Source organism: Polynucleobacter sp. MWH-P3-07-1 (assembly GCF_018687555.1).
Taxonomy (GTDB): Bacteria; Pseudomonadota; Gammaproteobacteria; order Burkholderiales; family Burkholderiaceae; genus Polynucleobacter.
Genome location: NZ_CP061296.1, coordinates 1,134,442 through 1,160,376 on the forward strand (window position 1 = coordinate 1,134,442; position 25,935 = coordinate 1,160,376).

At 48.0% G+C, this 25,935-nt stretch carries 23 protein-coding genes and 1 tRNA gene; 5 read left to right on the forward strand and 19 right to left on the reverse strand.

From position 1 onward, the window contains the following. Positions 1–2: 2 nt before the first annotated feature. The 4 genes from ICU98_RS05925 to ICU98_RS05940 form a co-directional block, all read right to left on the reverse strand. The gene (locus tag ICU98_RS05925) at positions 3–1,313 is read right to left on the reverse strand and encodes an HD-GYP domain-containing protein (RefSeq protein ID WP_215351269.1); all 1,311 of its coding nucleotides are present in this window, start codon (positions 1,311–1,313) and stop codon (positions 3–5) included. A 74-nt stretch (positions 1,314–1,387) separates the two neighbouring features. Then, positions 1,388–1,463, reverse strand: a tRNA-His gene (locus ICU98_RS05930). 54 nt (positions 1,464–1,517) lie between these two features. Continuing rightward, a complete protein-coding gene (gene dusA, locus ICU98_RS05935) occupies positions 1,518–2,600 on the reverse strand; it encodes a tRNA dihydrouridine(20/20a) synthase DusA (RefSeq protein ID WP_215351293.1) in 1,083 nt (360 codons plus the stop codon). Continuing rightward, positions 2,600–2,899 carry a hypothetical protein gene (locus tag ICU98_RS05940; protein ID WP_215351296.1) on the reverse strand — a complete coding sequence of 100 codons (300 nt, stop codon included), beginning with the start codon at positions 2,897–2,899 and terminating at the stop codon, positions 2,600–2,602. The genes dusA and ICU98_RS05940 overlap by 1 nt, the downstream gene beginning before the upstream one ends. A 97-nt stretch (positions 2,900–2,996) precedes the next feature. On the opposite strand from ICU98_RS05940, the gene ICU98_RS05945 reads away from it, so the two are divergent. Both ICU98_RS05945 and ICU98_RS05950 read left to right on the forward strand, forming a co-directional pair. Continuing rightward, positions 2,997–3,752 carry a TSUP family transporter gene (locus ICU98_RS05945; RefSeq protein ID WP_251365317.1) on the forward strand — a complete coding sequence of 252 codons (756 nt, stop codon included), beginning with the start codon at positions 2,997–2,999 and terminating at the stop codon, positions 3,750–3,752. 6 nt (positions 3,753–3,758) lie between these two features. After that, entirely contained in the window at positions 3,759–4,952 is a 1,194-nt protein-coding gene (locus ICU98_RS05950; protein WP_371818421.1) for an MFS transporter, read from the forward strand. A gap of 15 nt (positions 4,953–4,967) precedes the next feature. On the opposite strand, the gene ICU98_RS05955 is transcribed toward ICU98_RS05950, so the two are convergent. From ICU98_RS05955 to scpB, 10 genes are all read right to left on the reverse strand, one after another. Then, entirely contained in the window at positions 4,968–5,384 is a 417-nt protein-coding gene (locus ICU98_RS05955) for a type II toxin-antitoxin system VapC family toxin (protein ID WP_215351300.1), read from the reverse strand. After that, entirely contained in the window at positions 5,384–5,638 is a 255-nt protein-coding gene (locus ICU98_RS05960) for a type II toxin-antitoxin system Phd/YefM family antitoxin (protein WP_215351303.1), read from the reverse strand. Before ICU98_RS05960 ends, ICU98_RS05955 begins: the two co-directional genes overlap by 1 nt. A gap of 130 nt (positions 5,639–5,768) precedes the next feature. Further along, positions 5,769–7,586: a translational GTPase TypA gene (gene typA / locus ICU98_RS05965; protein ID WP_215351306.1), complete on the reverse strand. Its 1,818-nt coding sequence runs from the start codon at positions 7,584–7,586 to the stop codon at positions 5,769–5,771. Positions 7,587–7,649: 63 nt separating this feature from the next. Then, a complete protein-coding gene (gene truB, locus ICU98_RS05970; RefSeq protein WP_215351309.1) occupies positions 7,650–8,561 on the reverse strand; it encodes a tRNA pseudouridine(55) synthase TruB in 912 nt (303 codons plus the stop codon). Positions 8,562–8,565: 4 nt separating this feature from the next. Further along, positions 8,566–8,934: a 30S ribosome-binding factor RbfA gene (gene rbfA / locus ICU98_RS05975; protein WP_215351312.1), complete on the reverse strand. Its 369-nt coding sequence runs from the start codon at positions 8,932–8,934 to the stop codon at positions 8,566–8,568. A gap of 18 nt (positions 8,935–8,952) precedes the next feature. Next, complete coding sequence (gene infB, locus ICU98_RS05980; RefSeq protein ID WP_215351315.1) at positions 8,953–11,691, reverse strand: translation initiation factor IF-2; 2,739 nt, start codon at positions 11,689–11,691, stop codon at positions 8,953–8,955. A 13-nt stretch (positions 11,692–11,704) separates the two neighbouring features. Beyond that, positions 11,705–13,186, reverse strand: coding sequence for a transcription termination factor NusA (nusA, locus tag ICU98_RS05985; RefSeq protein WP_215335870.1), 1,482 nt, complete (start codon positions 13,184–13,186; stop codon positions 11,705–11,707). Then, positions 13,183–13,674 carry a ribosome maturation factor RimP gene (gene rimP / locus ICU98_RS05990; protein ID WP_215351318.1) on the reverse strand — a complete coding sequence of 164 codons (492 nt, stop codon included), beginning with the start codon at positions 13,672–13,674 and terminating at the stop codon, positions 13,183–13,185. Before rimP ends, nusA begins: the two co-directional genes overlap by 4 nt. 189 nt (positions 13,675–13,863) lie before the next feature. After that, complete coding sequence (rluB, locus tag ICU98_RS05995; protein WP_215351321.1) at positions 13,864–15,585, reverse strand: 23S rRNA pseudouridine(2605) synthase RluB; 1,722 nt, start codon at positions 15,583–15,585, stop codon at positions 13,864–13,866. A 6-nt stretch (positions 15,586–15,591) separates the two neighbouring features. After that, positions 15,592–16,272, reverse strand: coding sequence for an SMC-Scp complex subunit ScpB (gene scpB, locus ICU98_RS06000; RefSeq protein ID WP_215351324.1), 681 nt, complete (start codon positions 16,270–16,272; stop codon positions 15,592–15,594). A 197-nt stretch (positions 16,273–16,469) separates the two neighbouring features. Between scpB and ICU98_RS06005 the strand changes: the two genes are divergently transcribed. Continuing rightward, a complete protein-coding gene (locus ICU98_RS06005; protein WP_215351326.1) occupies positions 16,470–17,363 on the forward strand; it encodes a patatin-like phospholipase family protein in 894 nt (297 codons plus the stop codon). A 15-nt stretch (positions 17,364–17,378) separates the two neighbouring features. Here ICU98_RS06005 and ICU98_RS06010 read toward each other — a convergent pair whose 3' ends face one another. The 5 genes from ICU98_RS06010 to ICU98_RS06030 form a co-directional block, all read right to left on the reverse strand. Continuing rightward, entirely contained in the window at positions 17,379–18,023 is a 645-nt protein-coding gene (locus tag ICU98_RS06010; RefSeq protein ID WP_215351329.1) for a C40 family peptidase, read from the reverse strand. 127 nt (positions 18,024–18,150) lie between these two features. Further along, positions 18,151–19,809 (reverse strand): ABC transporter ATP-binding protein, encoded by a 1,659-nt coding sequence (locus ICU98_RS06015; protein ID WP_215351332.1) that lies wholly within the window; start codon positions 19,807–19,809, stop codon positions 18,151–18,153. Further along, positions 19,806–20,831 carry an ABC transporter permease gene (locus ICU98_RS06020; RefSeq protein ID WP_215351335.1) on the reverse strand — a complete coding sequence of 342 codons (1,026 nt, stop codon included), beginning with the start codon at positions 20,829–20,831 and terminating at the stop codon, positions 19,806–19,808. Before ICU98_RS06020 ends, ICU98_RS06015 begins: the two co-directional genes overlap by 4 nt. After that, positions 20,828–21,892, reverse strand: a complete 1,065-nt coding sequence (locus ICU98_RS06025) for a microcin C ABC transporter permease YejB (RefSeq protein WP_215353178.1) — start codon at positions 21,890–21,892, stop codon at positions 20,828–20,830. The genes ICU98_RS06020 and ICU98_RS06025 overlap by 4 nt, the downstream gene beginning before the upstream one ends. A gap of 11 nt (positions 21,893–21,903) precedes the next feature. Then, the gene (locus ICU98_RS06030) at positions 21,904–23,781 is read right to left on the reverse strand and encodes an extracellular solute-binding protein (protein WP_215351338.1); all 1,878 of its coding nucleotides are present in this window, start codon (positions 23,779–23,781) and stop codon (positions 21,904–21,906) included. Between the two features lie 50 nt (positions 23,782–23,831). Here ICU98_RS06030 and fabI point away from each other — a divergent pair, with 50 nt between their 5' ends. Both fabI and chrA read left to right on the forward strand, forming a co-directional pair. Then, on the forward strand, positions 23,832–24,617 hold the full coding sequence (gene fabI / locus ICU98_RS06035; RefSeq protein ID WP_215335879.1) for an enoyl-ACP reductase FabI: 786 nt from the start codon (positions 23,832–23,834) through the stop codon (positions 24,615–24,617). Beyond that, positions 24,614–25,933 (forward strand): chromate efflux transporter, encoded by a 1,320-nt coding sequence (gene chrA, locus ICU98_RS06040; RefSeq protein WP_215351341.1) that lies wholly within the window; start codon positions 24,614–24,616, stop codon positions 25,931–25,933. Before fabI ends, chrA begins: the two co-directional genes overlap by 4 nt. The last annotated feature ends 2 nt before the right edge of the window (positions 25,934–25,935 follow it).

The following is a 25,935-nucleotide window of genomic DNA, read 5'->3' on the forward strand; positions in this document are numbered from 1 at the left end:
ACTTACCCCTCAGCATACTGCTGGGCAATGCGATGAAAAAATGGCTTTTCCAAAATAAAGGCTTCCACCACAGCTGGGTCGAAAATCTTCCCTTTATGGCGCGCGATTTCTTCGCACGCCGCTTCATGCGTCCATTTTTCCTTATAAACACGCTCACTGACTAATGCATCGTACATATCTGCGAGACACATAATGCGAGCTGCCAAGGGAATGCTTTCACCAGCGAGGCCGCGAGGATAACCGCTGCCGTCCCACTTTTCGTGATGACCCCCAGCAATATCAATTGCCATCTCTAAAACCTTCAAGCTTTTGTCGCTATCTGCATTGGCGGCTTTTAATACTCTCTCACCCAGAGCGGCATGGGTCTTCATCACTTCCCACTCTTCGGGATTGAGCGAGCCATTTTTTTTCAAAATGTTATCGGGGATACCGACCTTGCCAATATCATGCAGGGGAGCTGCGTTAACCATATGCTCGATATCAGACGGGGTAAGTTGGTCTTCGTATATCCCCATACTTTTTAGTCGCTCCGCCAATCTTTGCACGTAAGCTTGTGTCCTGAGGATATGGTCTCCCGTCTCGTTATCACGCACCATGGACAGCGCATTCAAGCTATGAAGTAATCCACTTTCAATCGCTCTAGAACTACTTCGATGCAACTTCCACAGTGCGTCCAAATAGTAGTGGGTAATGACCATGCAAGAAAGAATGACGCACAGGGAAGATAGAACCCGAATTGAAAATCCGATGGCACCCTCATGAAATAGATACTCAATCTGCTCGCCTGGCCAGTCGTATAAAACAACTAGTCTTACTACACGTAAAACAATTTGCAGAACGATGATGCCAATCAAAATCTGGATTTGCTTAGCTGAATTATGTTGAACAACTGAACGTAGCTCCCATAACTGCCAGATGGAAAAGCCCGTTATGAAGGCACTGACAATATAAACCCGACTTACTGCATCACCGAACCCAAACAGGAAAAGAAAGGCGATCGATAGGATGGAGAACCCAACCCACACATAAGGGCTAATTTGTTGAGAAATATTATTTCGCCAAGATCGGAACAGTAGCGCAAGGCAAAGCATTCCGCCAATCAACAAAAAATTAGACAAGACCAGGAAAAACAGGCTCCCCCAGGAAGCGATAAAGAAGGAAAGGGAAGACAGCGCTAGGAAGGAAAGACTGGCAGGCCAATACCAAATTTTTTCAGTTTCTTTATATTCATCACGCTGAGAAACAAAGCCCAGCATCAAACCCATCAAAATAATGAAGGTAGAGAAATAAAAGGTCTGGTTAACGAGATCCATAAACCTATTCTAGTGGCACTGGCTAGAAAAGCGCTCCAACAAGAGATGGGCAATAAATAGGGGGATAGAGTTAATGGGGCGAACGACGGGGCTCGAACCCGCGACAACCAGAATCACAATCTGGGACTCTACCAACTGAGCTACGTCCGCCGTTGTAGAAATGAGATTATAGCTTCTTGCTCAAAACCTGCCAAATACCCTGATTTAGGCAGTTTCGAGCTCAAATGCAGCCCAATCCCCAAGGGTTAGACTGGCATCGAGGAAAAAATCAGCAATCGCTGCTTTACTCTGGACTTTGGCTAGAGCATGGTGGTCTGAGAGTCTTTGACGCCAATAGCGTGAACCTGCCCTACCATGGGCAAGGCCCAAAATATGTCTTGTAAAAGCACCGATATAGAAAGGCTTGCCTTTAGCTTGGCATTCTTCAAACCAACTTTGCACTTGCTTGACTAAGGCAATCTGAATCCGGTGCCATTCGGTTTCACTAAAAAGATAACCAGCAGCCTCGCCATGCGTATTAATCAAATCATCCCACCCCAATAACATTGCCGGAAAATGATAGGCTGCCCTCCCCACCATGAAACCATCAAAGTCTTGCCAATGGCCTGCAATCTGATCATTCGTTTCTAGGCCGCCGTTGAGCAGGACATTTAGCTTCGGGAATTGTTTCTGAGCATCAATGCGCAACTGTTTTGCCACTTCATAATGCAAAGGCGGCTTACTGCGATTTTCTTTGGGTGATAAACCTTTGAGCACTGCATTACGCGCATGAATCGTGACTTGACTGGCCCCTGCATCGGCGACAGCCAAAATGAAATTGAGGGCAAATTGGTAATCTGCTTGAGAGCTGGACGCATCCATGTGATCCAAGCCCAAGCGATGCTTTACAGAGATCGGAATATTGACCGCACCTTTCATCGCCTTGACACAATTAGCCACCAACTCGGGCTCTGCCATCAAGCATGCACCAAATGCGCCACGTTGAACACGCTCTGAAGGGCATCCACAATTCAGATCAATCTCATCGTAGCCCCACTGCTGAGCAAGTTCTGCTGACTTAGCCAAATCACTGGGCTCTGATCCTCCCAATTGCAATACCACTGGGTGTTGATCTTCTGAATAATCTAAATGACGAGGCACATCACCGTGAAGCAGAGCACCTGTGGTAACCATCTCGGTATACAGCACTGCTTCTTTTGTCAGCACGCGATGAAACGATCGGCAATGGCGATCTGTCCACTCCATCATGGGTGCGACCGCGAGACGTTTTTTATGAATGGCTGTCATCAGTCGAAAGTGAAGCGATGCTTTAATGTTCCCGTTGCTCCCCCGGGTTTGGTATTAGTGCCGCTGCCACCGTTGAGGTTCAGAATATTAGTTTTGGGCGCCTTCTTTTGCTTGTCGATATCATCCAGATTCACATCCGTTGTATTGGGCTGATTCTGCGCTGGCGGGGCGTAAGGGCTCTTTTGTACTGGGAAGGCTTGATTAGAATTCACTGTACTGGTTTGATCGGCATGCGTATTCATGCTGTAGCCAACTACTACAGCAAAGAGGGCTGCAAGGAAGATCTGAATCAGACGCATAGAGGCCCCATTATAAGGCGCTATACAATGCAATTTAGGCGCCCTCGCTAAGCTAAGGATGCAATTTTTGTGATGCAAGATGTTTGATCTTCCCCTAATGAATCTCATCGTTCTAGTATGCGCGGCTCTGTTGGCGGGGCTGATTGACGCAATTATGGGTGGTGGTGGAATGATTCAAGTGCCTGCGCTATTTGCCGTCTTTCCAGGCCTGGCCCCTGCCACCCTTCTCTCGAGTAATAAGATTGCCTCGGTGATCGGTACGACTGGCTCAGCCCTTCAGTACACCCGTGTGAATAAGACTCCATGGCGTTTAGTCATCATCTCTTGCTCGGCAGCTTTTTTAGCTTCGGTTGCTGGAGCTTATTTAGTTACCCAGATACCCAATCAGTGGCTAAGAGTGGCGCTACCGTTTATCTTGGCCGCCCTCCTCATTTTCAACCTCAAATCGAGTGCGGGTCTGGTTCATGCGCCACGTCATCAGCACCACAAACAAAGTGCGATTGCCTCATTAGGCGCAAGCGTGATTGGTTTCTATGATGGCTTCTTAGGGCCTGGGGCTGGTTCCTTCTATAAATTGCTCTACACCCGTGTTTTAGGCTTTGACTTTATCAATACCGCCGCACCATCGAAGTTTCTCAATGTCGCCTCTAATCTAGGCGCTCTTTGTGTCTTCTTCTATTTGGGATTCTTTGATTGGCGACTCGGCCTCTTTATGGCCGTAGCGAATTTTATCGGTGGCCAGATTGGCAGCCGCATTGCGCTGAAATATGGCAATGGCTTTATTCGTAAGGCCTTCTTTATCTCAGTTTCTGTTTTGACAATCAAAACCTTTTATGACGCTTTCTTAAATTAAACTCTGATGATGAACTCAGCTCACACCCCACACTCTTCTGCCTCACATCAATCCCATATGCCGGGCTGGATGGTTTTTCTCTTTGCCTGCGCCTGCGGCCTGATGGTCGCTAATTTGTATTACTCTCAACCGCTGATTGGCTTGATTGCCCCTGAGATTGGTTTAAGTGATTCCGCTGCGAGCTTAATCGTCACCTTAACCCAAATCGGCTATTGCGCTGGTCTGATTTTGCTAGTGCCGCTCGGTGATCTGGTTGAGAATCGCAAGCTGGTGATCTTCACTATTTGCGGTGCGATTCTGGCACTCTTCATTGCCATGCTGGCCCAGAATGCGACTTGGTTCTTAATGGGCTCTTTATTAGTCGGCATTGGCACCGTCGCTGTACAGATGCTCATTCCGATTGCAGCCCATATCTCACCAGAAGAAAAGCGGGGTCGTACTGTCGGCAATATTATGAGTGGCTTATTGCTCGGCATTATGCTGTCCCGCCCAATCTCCAGTTTAATTGCGCACTCTTTTGGTTGGCGTCCTGTATTTGGTATTTCTGCATGCCTACTAGTTTTGCTAGCCGTGATCTTGTGGCTACTCTTGCCTATTCGCAAACCCAATTCTCATCATCACTATTTTTCATTAATTGCGTCCCTCTGGCCTTTATTGCGCGATACCCCCATCTTGCGACGTCGCGCTATTTATCAAGCCTGTCTATTTGCTTCCTTCACTTTGTTCTGGACAATCTCTCCAGTCCTGCTGGCAAGCCCCATGTATTCCTTAACCCAACTCGGAATTGCTTTGTTTGCCTTAGCTGGTGCAGCAGGCGCTTTAGCGGCTCCAATTGGCGGTTGGCTAGCAGACCATGGTCACACCAAAATCGCCACTGCTGGCTCTCTTCTGACTGTGGCAGCTGCATTTTTACTTTCCCAACTGGGTGGTATGGGCTCATTACCGGCTTTGGTCATAGCCGGCATCTTGCTCGACTTGGGTGTGCAATGTAACGTTGTCTTAGGTCAACGTGCAATCTACTCATTAGGTGCAGATATACGCAGTCGTTTGAATGCGCTTTATATGGCGATCTTCTTTGCAGGTGGTGCGATTGGCTCGGGCATTGCCAGTCTGGCCTATGTCACTGGCGGTTGGAGTCTTGTTGCTTGGATTGGCTTTGCCTTTCCCATTGGGGCATTTATTTACTATTTGACTGAATAGAAAGTAGCAAAAAGATTAGGCCCACGGATCGAAAATTTTTACCCCTGACTGACTAAAATCTGAGACATTTCTAGTAACAATCGTCATGCGATGTTCAATTGCAGTTGCAGCAATCATGGCGTCGCGCTCTGACTTTGGGTTCGGCACATGAAGGCTAGCACAACGCTGAGCAACAGCCGCATCAATAGGGAGAACTCTTTCAGAAAATGTTCCTAAAACATTTTTGTTAAGCCATTTTCTTAAGACCGAACCCTGCTTCTTATCGCGTCTTTCAATTTGCAAGATCCCCATCTCTAATTCAAATATCGAGATAACAGAAATAAACATTGAATTTGCAGAGGCCCCTTCAGCCCACTGCTCAACTCCCTTGTTAATTCTGCCGCTACCTGCTTTTCTAAATTCTGATACAACGTTTGTATCCAATAAATACATTACAAAGCATCTCCGATGGGCTTAGAAAAGCTTTGTATTTTCTCAGGCTCGAACTCAATATCGCCTGCACTCTTCATACCCACAAGATCTAGAATACTTTTACTTTTTCCTGTAACCCTTTCATACTCAGAAAATGTCATCAAGACATGTGCGGGTCTTCCGCGATCGGTGATTAAAACAGGTCCAGTTTTAGCTGCTTTTTTAGCCCTGCTGGTATCTTGATTAAATTCACGACTTGATAAAGTAGTAATCATTAGCGCAACCCTATGCTTTCTCTTTAATGTAGCAATGTTACTACAAAATTAAGATGGCGCAAAACCCCCATTATTTAAGGGAAAAGGTTGAAAAAAAGCCACCCGAGGGTGGCTTTTTGATTGGCGATAATTACTCGCGTGAGGCTTTCTTACGCTCATGCTCCTTGAGGTAACGCTTGCGCAGACGAATACTCTTTGGTGTGACTTCTACCAATTCATCATCATCAATAAACTCGACTGCGTACTCGAGGTTCATAGCGATTGGAGTCACCAAACGGACCGCTTCATCCGTTCCTGAGGCGCGAACGTTGGTTAATTGCTTACCTTTAATGGGGTTCACAACCAAATCGTTATCACGACTATGAATGCCAATAATCATGCCTTCATACAGTGGGTCGCCAGGACTCACAAACATGCGGCCACGATCTTGCAGCTTCCATAAAGCATATGCCACTGCATCGCCATCATCTTGACTAATCAGTACACCGTTATGACGCTCACCCAAAATACCATCTTTAGCTGGGGCATAAGCATCAAAGGTGTGACTCATCAAACCATTACCGCGAGTCATGGTCATGAAATCACCTTGGAAGCCGATCAAGCCACGCGCTGGGATACGGTACTCTAAACGGGTACGGCCTTTGCCATCACTCACCATATCAAGCAACTCGCCTTTACGCTTACCCAAATCTTCCATCACGGCGCCTTGGGTAGTATCTTCAACATCCACTGTTAAGTTCTCGTATGGCTCCATCTTGACGCCATTCTCTTCATGGAACACTACGCGTGGACGGGACACCGCCAACTCGTAGCCTTCACGACGCATCGTCTCCACCAAAATGGTGAGATGCAATTCACCGCGACCAGATACTTCAAAAACGGTATCGTCATCAGTCTCTTTAACGCGCAAAGCCATATTAGATTTGAGCTCGCGATCTAAACGCTCACGAATCTGACGGCTTGTTACAAACTTGCCTTCACGACCGGCCAAGGGACTGGTATTGACCATGAAGTTCATGGTTAAAGTGGGCTCGTCAATCTTGAGCATTGGCAATGCTTCTGGAGAGTCGGGTGCACAAATCGTAGTGCCAATTGCCAAGTCTTCAATACCGTTCACTAGAACAATATCGCCAGCCATTGCTTCGTCGACAAGCTCGCGCTCGAGACCACGGAACTTGAGTACCTGATTAATGCGACCTTTACGAACAGCACCGTCTGGGCCATCCATAAAGACGACATCCATCAAGGGCTTCACAGTGCCTCGGTTAATACGACCAACACCGATCTTACCAACGTAAGTGCTGTATTCAATTGAGGTAATCTGTAGTTGTAATGGGCCGTCTGGATTGTCATCACGGACAGGCACATGCTTGAGGACAGCGTCAAACAAGGGGCGCATATCGCCCTCACGCACATCATCTGTCAGGCCTGCAAAACCATTCAAGCCAGAAGCGTAAATGATGGGAAAGTCGAGCTGCTCTTCAGTAGCGCCTAATTTATCAAACAACTCAAAAGTGGCGTTAATCACATAGTCAGGACGAGCGCCTGGGCGATCAATCTTATTCACAACGACGATTGGCTTTAATCCGAGTGCCAAGGCTTTCTTAGTCACGAAACGGGTCTGAGGCATTGGGCCTTCAACTGCATCAACCAAGAGCAATACACCATCAACCATCGAGAGCACACGCTCTACTTCGCCACCGAAGTCGGCATGTCCTGGTGTGTCGACAATGTTGATATGAGTGCCGTCGTATTCCACTGCACAGTTCTTCGAGAGAATAGTAATACCACGCTCTTTTTCGAGATCGTTTGAGTCCATGACGCGTTCGGTCATTTTTTCATTGGAACGGAAGGTGCCAGATTGACGCAAGAGCTGGTCAACCAATGTCGTTTTGCCGTGGTCAACGTGGGCGATGATGGCAATGTTACGGAGTGCGCGTTTAGTCATGTGAAGCTTCTAAAGTTAAGGTAAAAGTGAAATCAGGTTAATGAATAAATAAGTCAAAATGGTTTAATGGGCTTGCGAAATCAAGCGCTTGGGATGCAAGACCCCAGAACGCCAATCCGCAGTTCCAATGAAGTTATGAGGAGCTGCGGTTGCACGATAAATGCGGACTAAAGCTTCAATCGAAGGCAGATTCAGCGGGACTCTTTGCCCCATCTCTAAACGTTTTGCCTGCTGCTCATCCACCGTTAAGTGGGGCAAGGTTTGCAATAAGGCATCGACTGGCAAAATATAAGTGGAGCTCTCTTGCAGACCTTTTTGAATCGACTCCAAAGTAAAGGATTGCTCAAGATTGAGATGCCCCACTTCGGTTCTGCGCAAACCGATTAAATGGGCGCCGCAGTGCAGTGCCGAACCAATATCTTCCGCAAGGACACGGATATACGTGCCCTTACTGCAGCTTACTTCCAAAGTAGCTTGAGGCCACTGAATATCGGTCCAACGGATCCGATGAATGATGATTTCTCTGGGTGTTCGTTCAAGCTCTACACCAGCACGAGCATATTCATATAAAGGTTTACCGTCACGCTTGAGTGCGGAATACATTGGTGGCACTTGTTGAATAGCACCAGTAAATTGCATCAAAACAGAATCTAAGGCTTTTTGAATCGCTGCCTCATCTGCAAAATTAGGCAAGTCAAAGGTTTCGACTATCTGACCTTCAGCATCACCCGTATCAGTTCTGCTGCCAAATTGAACTTTAGCAATATAAGTCTTGTCGGCGTCGAGTAAGTCTTGTGAATATTTGGTAGCCTCACCCAAACAAATCGGGAGTAGGCCTGTAGCCATTGGATCTAAAGTACCGGTATGGCCCGCTTTATCGGCATTGAAAGCGCGCTTAACAGCGGTAACAGCCCCTTGAGAACTCATTCCGGCTGGCTTATCTAACAACACAACTCCATCGATGCGCACTGACATAGGGTTACTTATTTTCATCCCGATGATCACTATCAACCGCTTGATCAATCAGTTTAGACATTTCAATTCCGTGCTCGACTGAGACGTCATAGTGAAAGTGCAATGTTGGCACCGTGTGAATATGTAAACGTTTAAATAACAAAGAATGTAAATAACCCGCTTTTTCTTGCAAAGCTTGTAATGCATGATCAGGCTCTGCACCCAGGACGGTAAAGAAAACCTTGGCATGGGCTAAATCAGGAGAGAGCTCAACACTTTGCAAGGTAATTAAACCCAAACTGGGATTACGCAGCTCTCTTGGAATCAGCTCAGCCAGGTCTCGCTGAATTTGATCGGCAAGGCGCTGGTTGCGATGAGGGCTAGCTTTATGCATAGGAGCTTAGTGATCGGCTTAGAGGCTTCTGGCTACTTCAGTCACTTCGAATACCTCAAGCTGATCGCCTTCCTTGATGTCGTTGTAGCCCTTCAATGACAAGCCACACTCAACACCGGCACGCACTTCTTTGGCATCATCTTTGAAGCGCTTGAGCGAATCCAATTCGCCTGACCAGACCACGACGTTATCGCGCAAGAGACGAACGCTTGAATTGCGTTTGACCACACCATCTAAGACCAAACAACCTGCAATCGCGCCAACTTTAGAGACCAAGAAGACTTGGCGAATCTCGACCATGCCCGTGATTTCTTCTTTCTTATCGGGAGTCAACATGCCACTCAAGGCAGCTTTAACTTCGTCTACCGCGTCATAAATAATATTGTGATATCGAATATCAACGCCATTATTCTCAGCCAACTTGCGAGCAGCAGCATCAGCACGGGAATTAAAGCCAATGATCACTGCTTTTGAAGCTACCGCCAAGTTCACGTCAGTCTCAGTAATGCCGCCCACGCCAGCATGAACGATTTGTACTTTCACCTCTGGTGTAGACAATTTTTGCAATGATTGAGAAAGCGCTTCTTGCGAGCCCTGAACATCAGCCTTGATAATCAATGGCAAGAGCTTCGCTTCAATTGCGCCCTCACCCATGTTTTCCATCATGGTTTCGAGCTTGACAGCTTGCTGTTTGGCTAACTTCACATCACGGAACTTGCCTTGACGGAAGAGTGCAATCTCACGTGCTTTACGCTCATCAGGAACAACTTGCACTGCCTCTCCAGCTGCAGGAACTTCAGATAAACCTTGGATCTCCACTGGAATCGATGGGCCCGCTTCATTACAAGGCTTACCGTTCTCATCCAACATCGCGCGGACACGACCAAAACTAGAACCTGCTAAGAGCATATCGCCGCGCTTGAGGGTGCCCGACTGAACCAAAATGGTTGCAACAGGGCCCTTACCTTTATCGAGGCGTGCCTCAATCACAAGACCTTGCGCAGGAGCATCTTTAGGCGCCTTGAGCTCAAGCACCTCGGCTTGGAGGAGCACGTTCTCTAGGAGTTCGTCGATACCAACGCCCGTTTTTGCAGACACCGGAATAAACGGCACATCACCGCCGTACTCTTCTGGCACGACTTGCTCGGCAACTAACTCCGTCTTGACACGCTCTGGGTTAGCTTCGGGTTTATCAATCTTATTAATAGCCACCACGATTGGCACCCCAGCGGCAAGCGCATGGTGAATGGCTTCTTTTGTCTGAGGCATCACACCATCATCGGCAGCCACAACCAAAATCACAATATCTGTCGCCTTAGCACCGCGGGCACGCATCGCCGTAAAGGCTTCGTGACCTGGGGTATCCAAGAAGGTAATCATGCCGCGTGGGGTTTCCACATGGTATGCACCAATATGCTGAGTAATGCCACCCGCTTCACCAGAGGCCACTTTTGCTAAACGAATCTTGTCTAGCAAAGAGGTTTTACCGTGGTCAACGTGACCCATCACAGTCACTACGGGTGGGCGAGGAAGCAACTCGGCATCATGTGGTTCAGCCCCGATATCCAAATCTGGATCGTCGAGTTTGGCAGCATGAGCAGTGTGACCCATTTCTTCCACAATAATCATCGCAGTATCTTGATCGAGCACTTGGTTGATGGTGACCATTTGGCCCATACCCATCAGCAACTTAATGACTTCAGCACTCTTCACTGCCATCGCGTGCGCTAATTCAGCGACGGTAATGGTTTCAGGAACATGCACATCACGAACTACTGGCTCTGTAGGCACCTGGAAATTGGTATCGACGTTGGCTTCAGCAATTTGACGTTGCTTCTTACGACCACCGCCAGAGCGCCAACCACCAACACCTCCAGAGCTATCGCCCCGGGTCTTCAGTCCGCCAGGACGTTTTGCGCCCTCTTCTTGCCATGTGGAGGAGGTCTCGGCAGACTTAATCGTTTTGCCGCCAACCTTAATAACCTTTTTCTTATCGTCTGCACCTTCAACCTTTGCGGGCTTATGCAGTGTGCCTTTTTTGGCTTCTTCAGCAGCGGTCTCACTTGGCGCCTTGAGAACACGAGCTGGCGCACTCATCATGTCGCGAATCGCTAATGCCTCGGCTTCAGCAGCAGCACGACGTACTCGAATATCAGCGAGTTCTTTTTCTTTAGTCGCTGCTAACTCTTTAGCAGCCTTCTCAGATGCGGCTTTCTTTTCAGCTGCGGCTTCATCATTCGATTTGGCTGGAGGTTCGACAGCAGCAACTTCCTTCTGACGTGCATCTTCAGCAGCCTTCATCTCCGCTTCTTGGCGTGCTAAAAGTTCAGCTTGACGAGTTGCTTCAGCAGCGCGCTTTTCCAGCTCTTCTTCAGAAAGAATCGACTTCGCAGGCGTGCTTGCTACAGCTACCTTGGCTGGCTTTTCTTCCTCTACTTCAGGGGCAGCAGCAGCCTCACCACTCTTAAGTAATACCCGTTTTTTCCGAACCTCAACTTGAACGGTACGAGTCCGTCCAGCAGAATCCGCCTGACGAATCTCAGAGTTCTCGCGCTTAATCAGGGTAATCTTTTTGCGATTCCCTGCATCGGCATTACCGTGCTCTTTTTGCAAATGCTCAAGCAGGACTTTTTTGTCCTTCTCGGTAATGCTGTCGTCCTCAGAACCTTTATCGATCCCTGCTGCCTTTAATTGCTCCAAAAGGTCAGTCGAGGTCCGTTTAAGTTCCGTAGCGAGTACTTTTACTGTTGTTGCCATTCACTGCTTCCTCTTATGAAGTAAACCAATGTTCACGCGCTTTCATGATGAGCGCTTTCGCAGTTTCTTCGTCAATTTGTGTCGCCTCAACTAGCTCATCAACAGCCAATTCAGCAAGGTCGTCACGGGTATGTACTTGATTGTCAGCAAGCTTCGCAATCAACTCAGGAGTCATGCCATCCAAAGAACGCAAGTCTTGGGAAACCTCACCAATACGCTCTTCTTTGGCCAACTCCATAGTCAATAAAGAATCGCGTGCACGAGTACGCAACTCGTTCACAGTATCTTCATCGAATGAGTCAATTTCCAACATCTCTGAAAGAGGAACATAAGCAACCTCTTCCAAAGTATTAAAGCCTTCTTCAATCAAAATATCAGCCACTTCTTGATCAACGTCTAATTTATCCATAAACAATTGACGAATTGAAGAAGCTTCTTTTTCTGTTTTCTCAGCAGACTCTTCTGGAGTCATGATATTGATTTGCCAACCCGTTAGATCACTCGCCAAACGGACGTTCTGTCCGCTACGGCCAATCGCAATCGCCAAGTTTTCTTCATCAACCACGACATCCATTGCATGACGCTCTTCGTCAACTACGATTGAAGAGACCTGTGCTGGAGCTAAAGCACCAATCACAAACTGAGCTGGGTCTTCTGACCACAACACAATATCTACTGCCTCGCCAGCCACTTCGTTACGTACAGCGGTGACGCGAGTACCGCGCACACCAACGCAAGTACCGATAGGATCGATGCGCTTGTCATAGGTGACGACGGCAATCTTGGCACGGATACCAGGATCACGAGCAGCACCCTTGATCTCTAGTAAGCCCTGCTCCATTTCAGGAACTTCATTCTCGAACAACTTGATCAAGAAATCTGGGCAAGTACGGGATAACTCGATCTGTGGGCCACGGGCTTCGCGATCTACTTTCAGAATGTAAGCACGAACCCGGTCGCCAGAACGCAAGTTCTCTTTCGGAATCATTTGATCGCGACGCAGCAATGCCTCTACTCGGCCAGATTCAATGATTAAGCCATTCTTATCGGCACGCTTAACGGTACCGGTCATGACTTTTTCGCCACGCTCAAGGTAATCGTTCAGAATCTGTTCACGCTCAGCATCACGAATACGCTGCAGGATGACCTGCTTAGCGGCTTGTGCGCCAATACGACCGAAGGCCAAAGATTCAATTTGCTCTTCGATGTAGTCGCCAACTTCCATGTCAGCCAATTGCTCTTGAGCCTCAAATTGCAGGATCTCTTTATCCGGCTCTTGCAGACCAGCTTCATTAGGAACAACCAACCAACGACGGAAGGTTTCGTATTCACCAGACTCACGGTCGATGGAAACACGAATATCCACATCCTCGTTTGGATAGCGCTTCTTAGTGGCCGAAGCTAACGCCATTTCTAGCGCCTCGAACACAATAGCTTGATCAACATTCTTTTCACGCGCTAGGGCGTCTGCCAACATGAGAACTTCTCGGCTCATGACTTTCTTCCTTTGAAATCAATAACAGGGACCAACCGAGTCTTATCGACCTCGGCTAATGAAAACTCCAATTGAGACTCAGCACCATCGGTGCCTTCAAACAGCAAACCAAATTTGGCATCAGGCGCATGAATATCGCCACTCAGCAAACCTTGCAACACACCACGAAAATTCTTGCGACTACCTACAGCAACACGTAACTTCAAATCCACTTCCATACCAGCAAAGCGAACAAAATCTTCTGCCGATTTGACCGGACGATCCAGGCCTGGAGAAGAAATCTCCAAACGCTCATAAGGAATGTTCTCAACTGGCAATGCATAGCTCAGTTGATGACTGACCCTCTCGCAATCCTCGACCGTAATCAAACGTTCGTAATCTGGGTTTTCAATCGTGACGCGGAGCAAACCACCGGCTTCACGCTCAATATCGACTAGCGCGTAACCTAAGTTCTCCAACTCCGCAGAAATAATCTGCTGATCTCTCACATCAACCCTTCATACCGAAACGGCAAAAAAAAATGGGCTTCAAAGCCCATATTCTCGAATTCAGAACAGGCCGGCTTACGTTGATCGCAACATCAGCCGGGAAATACATACCCATTGCTACTAACTAAATCAGCGGTAAATCGCTGTAAGAACGAAATTATAGCTGAATTAACAGAAAATCGATAGAAATCAGAAGCTTTCGCTCGGATTACGGGGCTTTCTAGGGCCCTTATTGAAGGGCTTACGGCCTTTAGGCGCGCTGCGTTTAGGGCCATTACCCGGACTCTGGGGATTACCAGTCACAAAGGCAGACTGTCCATGATGGACTTTTTTGGCTTTATTGCGATTTTGTCCCTGAGCACCTTGACCACCCTGCCCGCCTTGACCTGGTCTGCCGCCCTGAGCTCGACCGCGAAAGGGACCCCGACCTTCACCACCGCCACTCGGCTGACCGCCCCTGCCTTGATGCGTGAGGCCATGGTGCCCGCTAGCCAGCGTTAGAGCGTCGCGCGAACCCCAATACGAAACTGAAGTTTGCATTGGGTCGGGCTGATGATCGCCACCTGCCTGAGGATTACGGTGATGACTGTTGCCATTCCCGTTGGGATTACGACTCTTATCCTGCGCTTGTGGAACTTTGAGTCCAGCGGAGCGCATGAGTGCAGCAACGCCTTCAGCAGGAACTTCCTCCCACTTACCGCGTCTTAATCTTGGGGGCAATAAGAACATGCCATAGCGGGTTCGAAGCAAACGGGATACGGTATGGCCAACTGCCTCAAACATGCGACGCACTTCACGATTACGACCTTCAGTTAAGGCAACGTGATACCAGCGATTAGCACCGTCACCACCACCCATGGTTAAGCGCAAGAAACGGGCTTGACCATCATCGAGCTGAATGCCGCTCTTTAATTGCGCCATCGACTCTTGTCCTAGCTCACCTAAAATTCGTACAGCGTACTCACGCTCGATACCGTAGCGTGGATGCATTAAACGATTGGCTAATTCACCAGAAGTCGTGAAGAGTAAAAGTCCTTCAGTATTGAAGTCTAAGCGTCCGACCGCAATCCAGCGGCCTTGACGTGGCTTTGGTAGGCGATCAAATACCGTTGGGCGTCCTTCGGGATCGGATTGACTCACGATTTCGCCAGAAGGCTTGTGATACAAAATCACGCGTGGTGGCTTAGTTTGTATCTTGCGATGGACTTGTTTGCCGTTAATTCGAACCTGATCGGTTGGACCAATGCGCTGACCAATATGGGCAGGCAAACCATTTACTGAGACACGACCCTGAATAATCAAATCTTCCATGTCGCGGCGTGAGCCCATACCAACATCAGCCAACACTTTGTGTAACTTGACGGTATCTTCATCATCTGCTTCGTCGTCAAGACCATCGAGATCAGACCAGACCTCATCTCGCAAACTTAATGGCAACTCATCCACGTTTGCAAATTGCAAACTGCTCATCTCTTCTTCAGTAGGCGCATCCGCATCTTCATCATGACGCACGCGCTGTGCACGGCGCTCTGCACCTGTCTGATGTGAGATGTCGTTCTCATTAAAACCTTCAGGATGTTTTACATCCTCCACTTCGGGGGCATCTAAGGCAGCATCAAATTCACCAGAAACTACTGCAGCGAATAAGGCTTCACTCTCAGCAGGATTGGGTGCTAATTTAGCTGGCTGCCCGCCACTCTCACGAGGCCCCCTTGATTCGCCGCCTTCTCTGCGTGGCTTATCTTTATTGAAGGGTCGCTTCTTATTAAAGGGGTGCTTACCAGGTCTACGCGGACGACGCTCTGCGCCCTCATGGCCTTCGGTAGGAGCACCTTCCGCTGGGGATGGGGCTGCGTCAGACTGAGGTGAATGCACTACTGGTGGTGAATCGTTTTCGTTGGAACTAGTCATTAATAATTATTTTTGCTCGTCAGGATTGTCTGACGCATCGCTTTCTTCGGTAATTTCGATGGTGATTTCTTCCACCGTTTCAATCGTGGCTTCTTCTGTCACAATCTCAGTGATCGTTTCGGTGGCTGTATCAACATCAAATTGAATCACAGCCTGACCTACATCCTCTGCGGCCGGCGCAACATCTTCTAACATCGGCAGACTTTGTAAATTCGTCAAACTCAGATCATCTAAGAATTGCTTGGTTGTGGCATACAAACCTGGGCGGCCAATGGTTTCTTTGTGGCCAATCACTTCTACCCAACCGCGGTCCTCTAGCTGCTTCATCACATTACTACTCACAGCAACGCCACGAATCTCTTCAATCTCACCGCGGGTTACAGGTTGACGATAAGCAATGATCGCCAAGGTTTCCATCACAGCGCGGGAATACTTAGGTGGTTTCTCAGGAGTGAGGCGATCCAAATACTCGCGCATGGACAAGCGACTCTGAAAACGCCAGCCGGTTGCAATGTGTACCAACTCCATGCCTTTGTCCTGCCATTCGACTTGAATGGCGTCCAAGACTGCTTTAATTTCTGTAGTGGATATCTCTTCTACAAATAAGCGAGTGAGATCAGCAGGACTCAGTGGCTCCTGTGCGCACAGGAGTGCAGTTTCAATTACGCGTTTATTGTGATCATCCATAAAGTCGGGCTATCAGGCATCCCCTGAGTAGGCTTAAATAGTATTTCAGTAATGGGTTTGAGATATTTTCTCGGTATAACAGGCAATCAATCTCTGGATTTCTTATTAGAAGAGATGCCGGGGCTACAACAAAGCAAATTTGGGTATCCTTTGTCAGCAGTCAGTCCATTATAAGGTAGGCTCAATACAATAGCCATATGTCCAAATCTTTACGCCAATTTACCCTCTCCGCTCCCCGCCGCCAGTTTCTGGGCTGGGGGTTAGGCCTGGCTGGCAGTCTAAGCCTAGGGGCCTGCAGCCTTAGTCCGTCTCGGAAACCGGTCCTAGGCTTGGTCTTAGGTGCAGGCGCAGCAAGGGGGTTTTCCCATATCGGCGTGATTAAGGCCTTGGAATCTCAGGGTATCCGCCCCGATTTAGTGGTTGGAAGCAGCGCTGGGAGCGTGATTGCCGCCCTACTAGCATCTGGCGCCACCGGCAATGAGCTCAATCGACTAGCACTCAATTTAGATGAGGCCACTATCGCAGATTGGGGACTACCCTTTGCTGGGCGTTTTGGAGGTTTGATTAAAGGTGAGGCTTTGCAAGCGATGGTCAATCGAGAAGTGCGGAACAAAACCATTGAGCAAATGAATCTGCCGCTCGGCATTGTTGCAACCGAATTACAAACCGGCAAAGGTGTGCTCTTTCGTTCTGGCAATACGGGCTTAGCAGTGAGAGCATCCTGCAGTGTGCCTGGCGTATTTCAACCAGCAAGCATTAATGGCAAAGAGTATGTAGATGGCGGCTTAGTAGCGCCTGTACCCGTCAGTTATGCCAGACAGATGGGCGCAACCATCGTGATCGCAGTCAACATTTCTTCTGAGCCCTTACATCAAGATGCAAGCGGCACTTTTGGAGTCCTGCAACAAACGATTTCAATCATGCAGAACAGCATCAATCAATATGAACTGAAAAGTGCTGACATTGCAATCCAACCGCAACTCAAACAAATGAGTGGAAGTGATTTCAAGGCCAGAAATGCAGCCATCTTGGCTGGCGAGGTTGCCACTCAAGAACAAATGGCACTCATTAAAGACAAACTCAAACTGTAATCACTTGAGTTTCAACTAGAGGCTTTGGGGCTTACGCTTGATATTATTGATTTGATCGAGCAGCTCGCGACGCTCAGCACCGCCCAATGCATCTCCACTGTCTAAACGACGCGCACCGTCAAAACGACGATCCCAATACACGCTACTCAGATCATCGACTCGCACGCTGGCACCCTTAGAAGGTGAATGAATAAATTTGTTGTCGCCAACATAAATACCAACGTGTGAAAAAGTTAAACGCATGGTGTTAAAAAATACCAAATCGCCAGGCTGCAGATCATCGCGAGTAATGGGTTTGCCAACCTGACTCATTTGGGTTGACTTATTGGGAAGCAAAAATCCCAACTTATCTTTAAAGACATAGGCGACAAAACTACTGCCATCCAAACCAGACTGGGGCAGCTCAGCATTCCAGCGATAACGCACCCCAATCACAGACATCGCTTGATTAATCAGGGACTCAGATTTTTCTGAGACGGAATCAACCAGACGATCCGAAGCGCGAGAGAAATAGGATTTCCCAGCTTGGAACATACTTTCTTTGGGGGCATCCACTGGCTCCTCAGCATGAGCAAATCCAGCGCAGGCAAGAAATGCGGCAAGACCCAAAGACATTAGGATGCCTTTGAGGGTCTGAGGGGCTACTTTGTTTAATGACATCAGGCGAGTGTAACAAAGAAGCTTGACGTTACCAAGACTGGGGGATATCAGTAAGTATTTGTTTATAAACAATTTTTTTAATATTTCTGATAAAAACGCACCAATTTAGCCCATTCAATCAAGGGGCCTAGGTAATTTCGGCGGCTTCAAATAGCTCTTTGGTATAGCTTTGCTTGGGGTGCTTAATTAGGGTTTCGGTCTCACCAAACTCGACCATCTTGCCACCTTTGAGCACCATAATCTCGTGCGACATGGCTCTAATTACTGCCAAGTCATGACTAATCATCAAATAAGCCAAATTGTATTTTTTCTGTAATTCGGTCAATAAAGCCAGCACCTGTTTCTGAATCGAGACATCCAAGGCCGAAGTAGGCTCATCCAGCACCAGAATCTGGGGCCGCAAAATCAGTGCCCGGGCGATGGCGATGCGCTGTCGTTGCCCTCCAGAAAATTCGTGCGGATAACGCGCTAATGCAGAGCGATCAATGCCAACCTCTCGCAAAATATCCAATACCCTCTGCTCTCTTTCAACACTACTCAATTTTGGGAAATGAATATCCAAACCTTCGGCAATGATTTGCATCACCGTCATACGTGGCGAGAGAGAGCCAAAGGGATCCTGAAAGATCACCTGCAAGCTCGAGCGCATTGATCTTCTTTGAGCAGGCTTCAAAGTTTTCCAGTCATTCCCGAGCACATCCACCTCGCCAGTCACTTCAGCAGATGAATCATTTAAGAGACCGAGCACCGCCATCCCTAAAGTCGTTTTTCCAGAGCCAGACTCTCCAATGACACCGATGGTTTGCCCTTGTTTCAGGCCAAAACCAATTTTTTTCAATGCCGAATGTCTTGGCGCCTTCTTAAACCATGATCCTGAATCTAGGCTGGGATAGGAGACTGACAAATGATTAGTTTGCAGCAAGACTGGAGCGAGCGGCATGACTGGCGCCAGGTCTCTCACAGGCTCGCTATTGACCAAGGTTTGGGTATACGGATTTTCTGGATGTTCAAAGACTTGCTTGGTCAAACCGAATTCCACTAAATTGCCTTGGTTTAATACTGCCACCCGATGAGCAAAGTGCTTCACCAAATTGAGGTCATGCGTAATCAAGAGAATGCCCATACCGCCATGATCTTTAGATTCTTCTTGTAGCTCTTTCAGCAAATCCAGAATCTGCAAGCGCAAACTCACATCAAGTGCAGTCGTAGGCTCGTCCGCAATGAGTAAACGGGGTTTACACGCCAGAGCCATCGCAATCATCGCACGCTGTCTTTGTCCGCCGGATAGTTGGTGTGGATAAGAGTGAAAGCGTTTTTCAGGCTCAGGGATTCCGGTCTTACGCAAAAGATCCACCGCTGCTGCAAAGGAATCTGCTTTAGAGATGAAGGGCTCATCAATCTGGACTGCTTCAATAATCTGATCGCCAATAGTAAATAAGGGATTCAGAGCTGTCATCGGCTCCTGAAAGACCATGGCAATTTCTCGTCCGCGGATCTGACGAATCTTTTCAATGGGTAGTGACAGCAAATCGACTGGCTTAGTAGTGGCTTGCTGTTGTGCATTCTCTTTGCCACTCCACCAAATCCGACCTGTCATCTTGGCACCCTCGGGCTCAAGTCTCAAAGGCGCAAGCGCGCTTAAGGTTTTTCCAGAGCCGGATTCACCAACCAAAGCAATTCGCTCACCAACCCCGATTTCTAAATCAAGATGGCTCAGTGCAAACTTCTCGCGACGCCCTGTTCCAAAAGAAATACTTACATCTTCGAAGCGCAATAAAGTATTCACGAGCGTACCCCGCTGACCGAGCCTGATTGACGAGAATCAAACGCGTTGCGCAGGGCCTCCCCCATAAAGGTCAGGAGAAGCAATGTTGCAACTAAGACCACAAAGGTGGAGAGGGAAATCCACCATGCATCTAAATTCCCTTTGCCTTGTGAAAGCAGCTCACCAAGACTTGGCGTACCTGGTGGAACACCCAAACCCAAGAAGTCCAAACTGGTGAGGGACAAAATGGCAGCACTCATTCGGAATGGCAGAAAGGTAATGACCGGTGTCAAACTATTCGGCAGTATGTGGCGCATCATGATCTGAAAATTGGTCAGCCCTAAAGCTTTGGCCGCACGAACATACTCAAGGGCACGGTTACGATAAAACTCGGCACGGACATAATCAGACAAACCCATCCAACCAAAAGCCGCCAGCAACACAATTAATAGTAAGACGCTAGGATTAAAGATCGAGGCAAAGATAATCAGTAGATAGAGTTCAGGCATTGAGCCCCAGATTTCAATCAGGCGCTGAGATATCAAATCAAACTTACCCCCGAAGAAGCCCATCAAGGAGCCTGTGATGATGCCCACACCAACTCCCACAATGGTGAGTGCGAGACCAAAGAGAATGGATAAACGAAAGCCATAAATTAAACGGGATAAAACATCACGCCCGCGATCGTCAGTGCCAAACCAATTCTCCGCTGATGGTGGAGCGGGGTTGGGAACCTGAGAAAAGTAATTGAGGGTTTCGTAGCTATAGGGGATCAGTGGATAGATCGCCCAATTGCCATCACTGGTAATGTTGTGGCGAATATCGGGATCCAGAAAATCTGTCGGTGCAGCAAAGTCTCCACCAAAAACCGTCTCGGCTTGATTGTGCACAATCGGAAAATAGAAGTGTCCGTTGTAACGAACAATCAGCGGCTTGTCATTGGCAATGAAATCGGCGCACATACTAAAGCCAAACAACAGCAGAAAAATCCACAGACTCACATAGCCTGTGCGATTGCGCTTAAATCGTTGCCAGCGACTCACGAGCCGCCTCCTGCGCCAAACTGAATACGAGGATCAATGTAGACATAACAGAGATCTGAGATCAACTTGGTAAATAGACCAATCAGGGTGAACAAGTACAAGGTACCAAAAACAACTGGGTAATCGCGTCGCATGACAGACTCATACGAGAGAAGACCAAGGCCATCTAGAGAGAACAAGGTCTCAATTAGTAAAGAACCCGCAAAGAAAGCGCCAATGAAGGCGGCAGGAAATCCTGTCACTAAGGGCAAGAGCGCATTACGAAAGACATGCTTCCATAGGACTTGTTGTTCACTTAAACCTTTGGCTCTTGCTGTCAACACATACTGCTTGCGAATTTCTTCTAAGAAAGCGTTTTTGGTGAGCATAGTGACCACCGCAAAACTACCCAGCACCATCGCAGTAATGGGTAAGACCAAATGCCAGAGGTAATCCAGAATCTTGCCAATCAAACTGAGATCTGACCAATTATCAGAAGTCAAACCACGCAAGGGAAATAACTGCAAGAAGCTGCCTCCTCCAAAGAGTACGAGCAACAAGACTCCCAATACAAACCCTGGAATGGCATACCCTACCAAGATGATGGTACTCGTCACCGTATCAAAGCGAGAACCTTCTCGAACTGCTTTAGCAATACCCAGGGGAATAGAAATTAAATAGGTGATAAGGAAAGTCCACAAACCAATGCTGATTGACACGGGTAATTTAGAAACCACTAAATGCCACACGCTTTGGTGTTGGTAATAGCTTTGACCCAAATCAAATCTAGCAAAGCGTCCTAACATCATGAAGTAGCGCTCTACTGGTGGCTTATCAAAACCATATAGAGCCTTGACCTCAGCTAGGCGCTGCTCATCAATTCCCTGGCGCCCGCGATAAGTCGCACCAGCGCCAGAAGACTCAGAACCGCCTACCGAACCATTGCCCTTACCCTTTAGCTCCAGCACCATTTGTTCTACTGGACCACCAGGAACAAATTGCACTACAGCAAAAGTGAGGGTCAAGACACCCAATAGCGTTGGGATCATCAATAACAATCGCTTTGCGATATAAGAACGCATCTGTACTTGCATCAGGGCGCCTCTGCTTTCCACCAGTTCTGCAGGATCCAAGTTTCAGCCATGTAATACGAAGGGGGTTCCGGATAGCGCATTTCTTTTCTGAAGGCGATTCGATGTGTTGGGTTATACCATTGGGGTACGACAAGATAGCTATTCCATAAGACCCGATCGAGCGCTCGACTCGCCGCTCGCAGCTGCTCTCGGTTCTGGGCTTTAGTAATTTCTCCAACCAAGGCATCCACGACTGGCGACTGAATGCCGATGACATTATCTGAGCCCTTTTCTTTAGCAGCTTGGCTACCAAAGCGATCCCACAGTTCGTTACCTGGGCTTTGTGAGTCTGGAAAGCGAACCGTCGTCATATCAAAATCGTATTCATTCATCCGCTTTTGATGAAGGGCGAAATCACTAGTTCTGACGTCGACCTGAATTCCCAACTTCTCCAAATTACGGGTATAGGCAGAAATGACTCTCAGAAAGAAGCCGCCGTCTTCGACCATTTCAAAACGGAATGGCTCCCCTTGAATATTTCTTAATGCGCCATCACGATAGGTCCAGCCAGCATCTGCCAATAACTCTCGCGCCTTCCGTAGATTCTGACGCAGACTAGATGGTGCCGCAGTTGATGGCGCTGGCGGCATCGGACCAAATACAGCATCCGGCACCCAGCGGGGGTATTTCTCTTTGAGGGGTCTGAGTAACTTCAACTCAGCTTCAGTGGGTTTGCGTGGACCATCAAAATTGGCACTCAAATCACTGTTTGTGAAATAGCTGTTAATGCGACTGTATTGATCAAAAAAGAGCTGGCGGTTTAACCATTCAAAATCAAGTGCATAACCCAGAGCCTGACGGACACGTACATCCTGAAAAATCGGCCGGCGTAAATTCATCGCAAAGCCTTGCATGCCCGCGCCATTGTGATTCAAGAAGGCTTTTTTCAATAAGCTGCCGTCATTAAATTTAGAGCCGACATAGCCTTTGGCCCAAATCTTAGCGCGGTACTCAACTAAGGCATCAAACTCACCCGCCTTGAATGCCTCGAGACGCACCGCATCATCACTGTATAACTTGTACACAATCCGATCGAAGTTATAAAAACCGACCCGCACATTCAGGGGTTTATTGACATGATCCGCCCAGTAATCAGGATTGCGTTTGAAAGTAATCGACTTTCCCGCTTTATAAGATTCAATTAAATAAGGGCCGCTGCCAATCGGGGTCTCAAAGTCCAGTTGGTCAAAGGGAATATAAGTGCCATCCGCCCGCTTGCCCCAGTTATGCGAAAAGATCGGCATGGTTCCAGCTAGCAGTGGCAGTTCGGGATTTTGGTTCCTGAAATCAAACCGCACTTCTCTTGGAGATAAGACCACTACCTGTTGAATATCTCCGAAAGTAGTCTTATAGCGAGGATGAGCCTGCCCACTCATCAACATCTCAAAACTGTATTTAACATCTGCAGCCATGACTGGACTGCCATCTGAAAACTTTGCTTCCGGCCTCAGGCGAAATGTCACTGATTTACGATCGGCCGCAACAGCAATATCCTCTGCCAATAGGCCATAGATACTGGCCACTTCATCTGCACTACCCTCAGCCAAAGATTCAAACATCAACTCGATACCAGGGGCGGTGACGCCTCTGAGGGTGAAAGGATTGAACTTATCAAAACTGCTTCTGGAACCCGGGTTAGGTAAGGTCAGCGTGCCACCACGAGGTGCATTGGGATTAACGTAATCAAAGTGGCTAAATCCATCGGCATACTTTGGTTTTCCATACTGCGCGATTCCCTGTGAGCCGTAACTTGGGATGCTAATGAGGCTGAGCACCAGGGCTATAGCCAAAATCAGGCGCTGAATACAGAATGGGCGAAGGGATGAGTAAATCGGCATATATGTAACAATTGTAGATAGCAAACCACATTTGAAGCAAAGGACACTCTATGGGCTTTCTGACCGGCAAAAAAATCCTCATTACCGGCCTTCTTTCTAACCGCTCAATTGCCTATGGCATCGCTAAGGCGTGCCATCGCGAAGGGGCTGAATTGGCCTTCACCTATGTGGGTGAGCGCTTTAAAGACCGAATTGTCGATTTTGCTAAAGAATTCAATACTGATCTGATTTTTGACTGTGACGTCGGCAGCGATGAACAAATCACTGCACTCTTTAGGGATTTAGCCAAAACCTGGCCACAATTTGATGGTTTTGTACATGCCATTGGTTTTGCTCCTCGCGAAGCAATTGCTGGTGATTTCTTGGACGGCTTGAGCCGCGAGGGCTTCAAAATTGCCCATGATATTTCTGCTTATAGTTTTCCAGCGATGGCTAAAGAAGCCATGCCCATGTTGCGCGACAAATCTGCCTTATTGACGCTGACTTATTTGGGCTCGATGCGCAATGTACCCAATTACAACACCATGGGCTTAGCCAAGGCATCTTTGGAGGCATCGGTTCGCTATCTGGCAGGTTCATTAGGCCCCAAAGGAATTCGTGTGAACGGCATATCTGCAGGTCCGATCAAAACTTTGGCTGCCTCTGGTATCAAGGGCTTCGGTAAGATCTTAGATGCAGTTGAAGCAACCGCACCCTTACGACGTAATGTCACGATTGATGATGTTGGCAACAGCGCAGCCTTCCTCTTGTCTGATTTAGCTAACGGCATTACTGCTGAAATCATTTACGTTGATAACGGCTTTAGCCAAGTGGTTGGCGGAATGGAAGACGCTTGAGTGTTTCACTCCGCGAAGCCCTGAAGTTTTGGGCTAAGCTAGGCTTCATTAGCTTTGGTGGTCCTGCAGGACAGATCGCGGTTTTACATCAAGAATTAGTTGAAAAGCGTCGCTGGATTTCTGAGCGGCGCTTTTTACATGCTTTGAACTACTGCATGCTTTTGCCTGGTCCTGAAGCCCAACAATTAGTAACGTATATTGGTTGGCTGATGCATCGGGGCTGGGGTGGCTTATTAGCGGGTAGTTTATTTATTCTGCCCTCACTCTTGATTTTGATTGCTCTATCCTGGATCTACCTGACTTTTGGACAGATACCGTGGATTGCGGCTATCTTCTTTGGGATTAAGCCTGCAGTCACTGCCATTGTGGTATTCGCTGCAGTTCGCATTGGCAAACGCACGATTCATAACCGCGTCTTGCAATTGATTGCACTGGGATCTTTTCTAGCCATCTTTCTTTTCAATATTTCTTTTCCCATCATCGTAGTGATTGCTGCCTTCATTGGTTGGTGGGGTAGCAAACGTTATCCAGCATATTTTCAAACGCAACAATCGCACGGGAGCAACTCAGAACACTTTGGGCCAGCCATCATCGATGACAACACCCCAACTCCCGAGCATGCGAAATTTTCTTCTGGCAAGGCGATTCGACACAGCCTGCTCGCACTTTGTTTTTGGCTTCTACCCATCGGCTTACTTTGTGCTTTGGGTGGCTGGGAAAGCCTCTATCCTCAATTGGCTTATTTCTTTACCAAGGCTGCCTTCTTAACCTTTGGTGGGGCTTATGCTGTTTTGCCTTACGTTTATCAAGGTGCGGTTGAACATTATCAGTGGCTCAGCGCAGGACAAATGATCGACGGTCTCGCTTTAGGAGAAACGACGCCAGGTCCATTAATTATGGTCGTGGCATTTGTGGGCTATCTTGCGGGACATCTCACTCATCTGTCGAGTAATCTCAATCCCTTTTGGTTTGGCGCACTTGGTGCAGTGGTAGCCACTTGGTTTACCTTTCTGCCCTCCTTCTTTTTTATCGTAGTCGGCGGTCCACTCATTGAATCGACTCACGGTAAGCTGAGCTTGACCGCGCCCTTGACTGCCATCACCGCAGCGGTTGTTGGTGTAATTGCTAATTTGGGAATATTTTTTGCCTACCATGTCTTTTTTCCTGCCGGCTTAAGTGGATCAATCTCTTGGACTTCAATTGTGATTTGTGTGCTTTCAGCCATTGCCTTATTCAAATACCAACGCGGGGTCATTACCGTCATTGCTGGCGCCGCTGTAGCGGGGCTATTAAGCTTTGTCATTGCTTACTGGTAAAC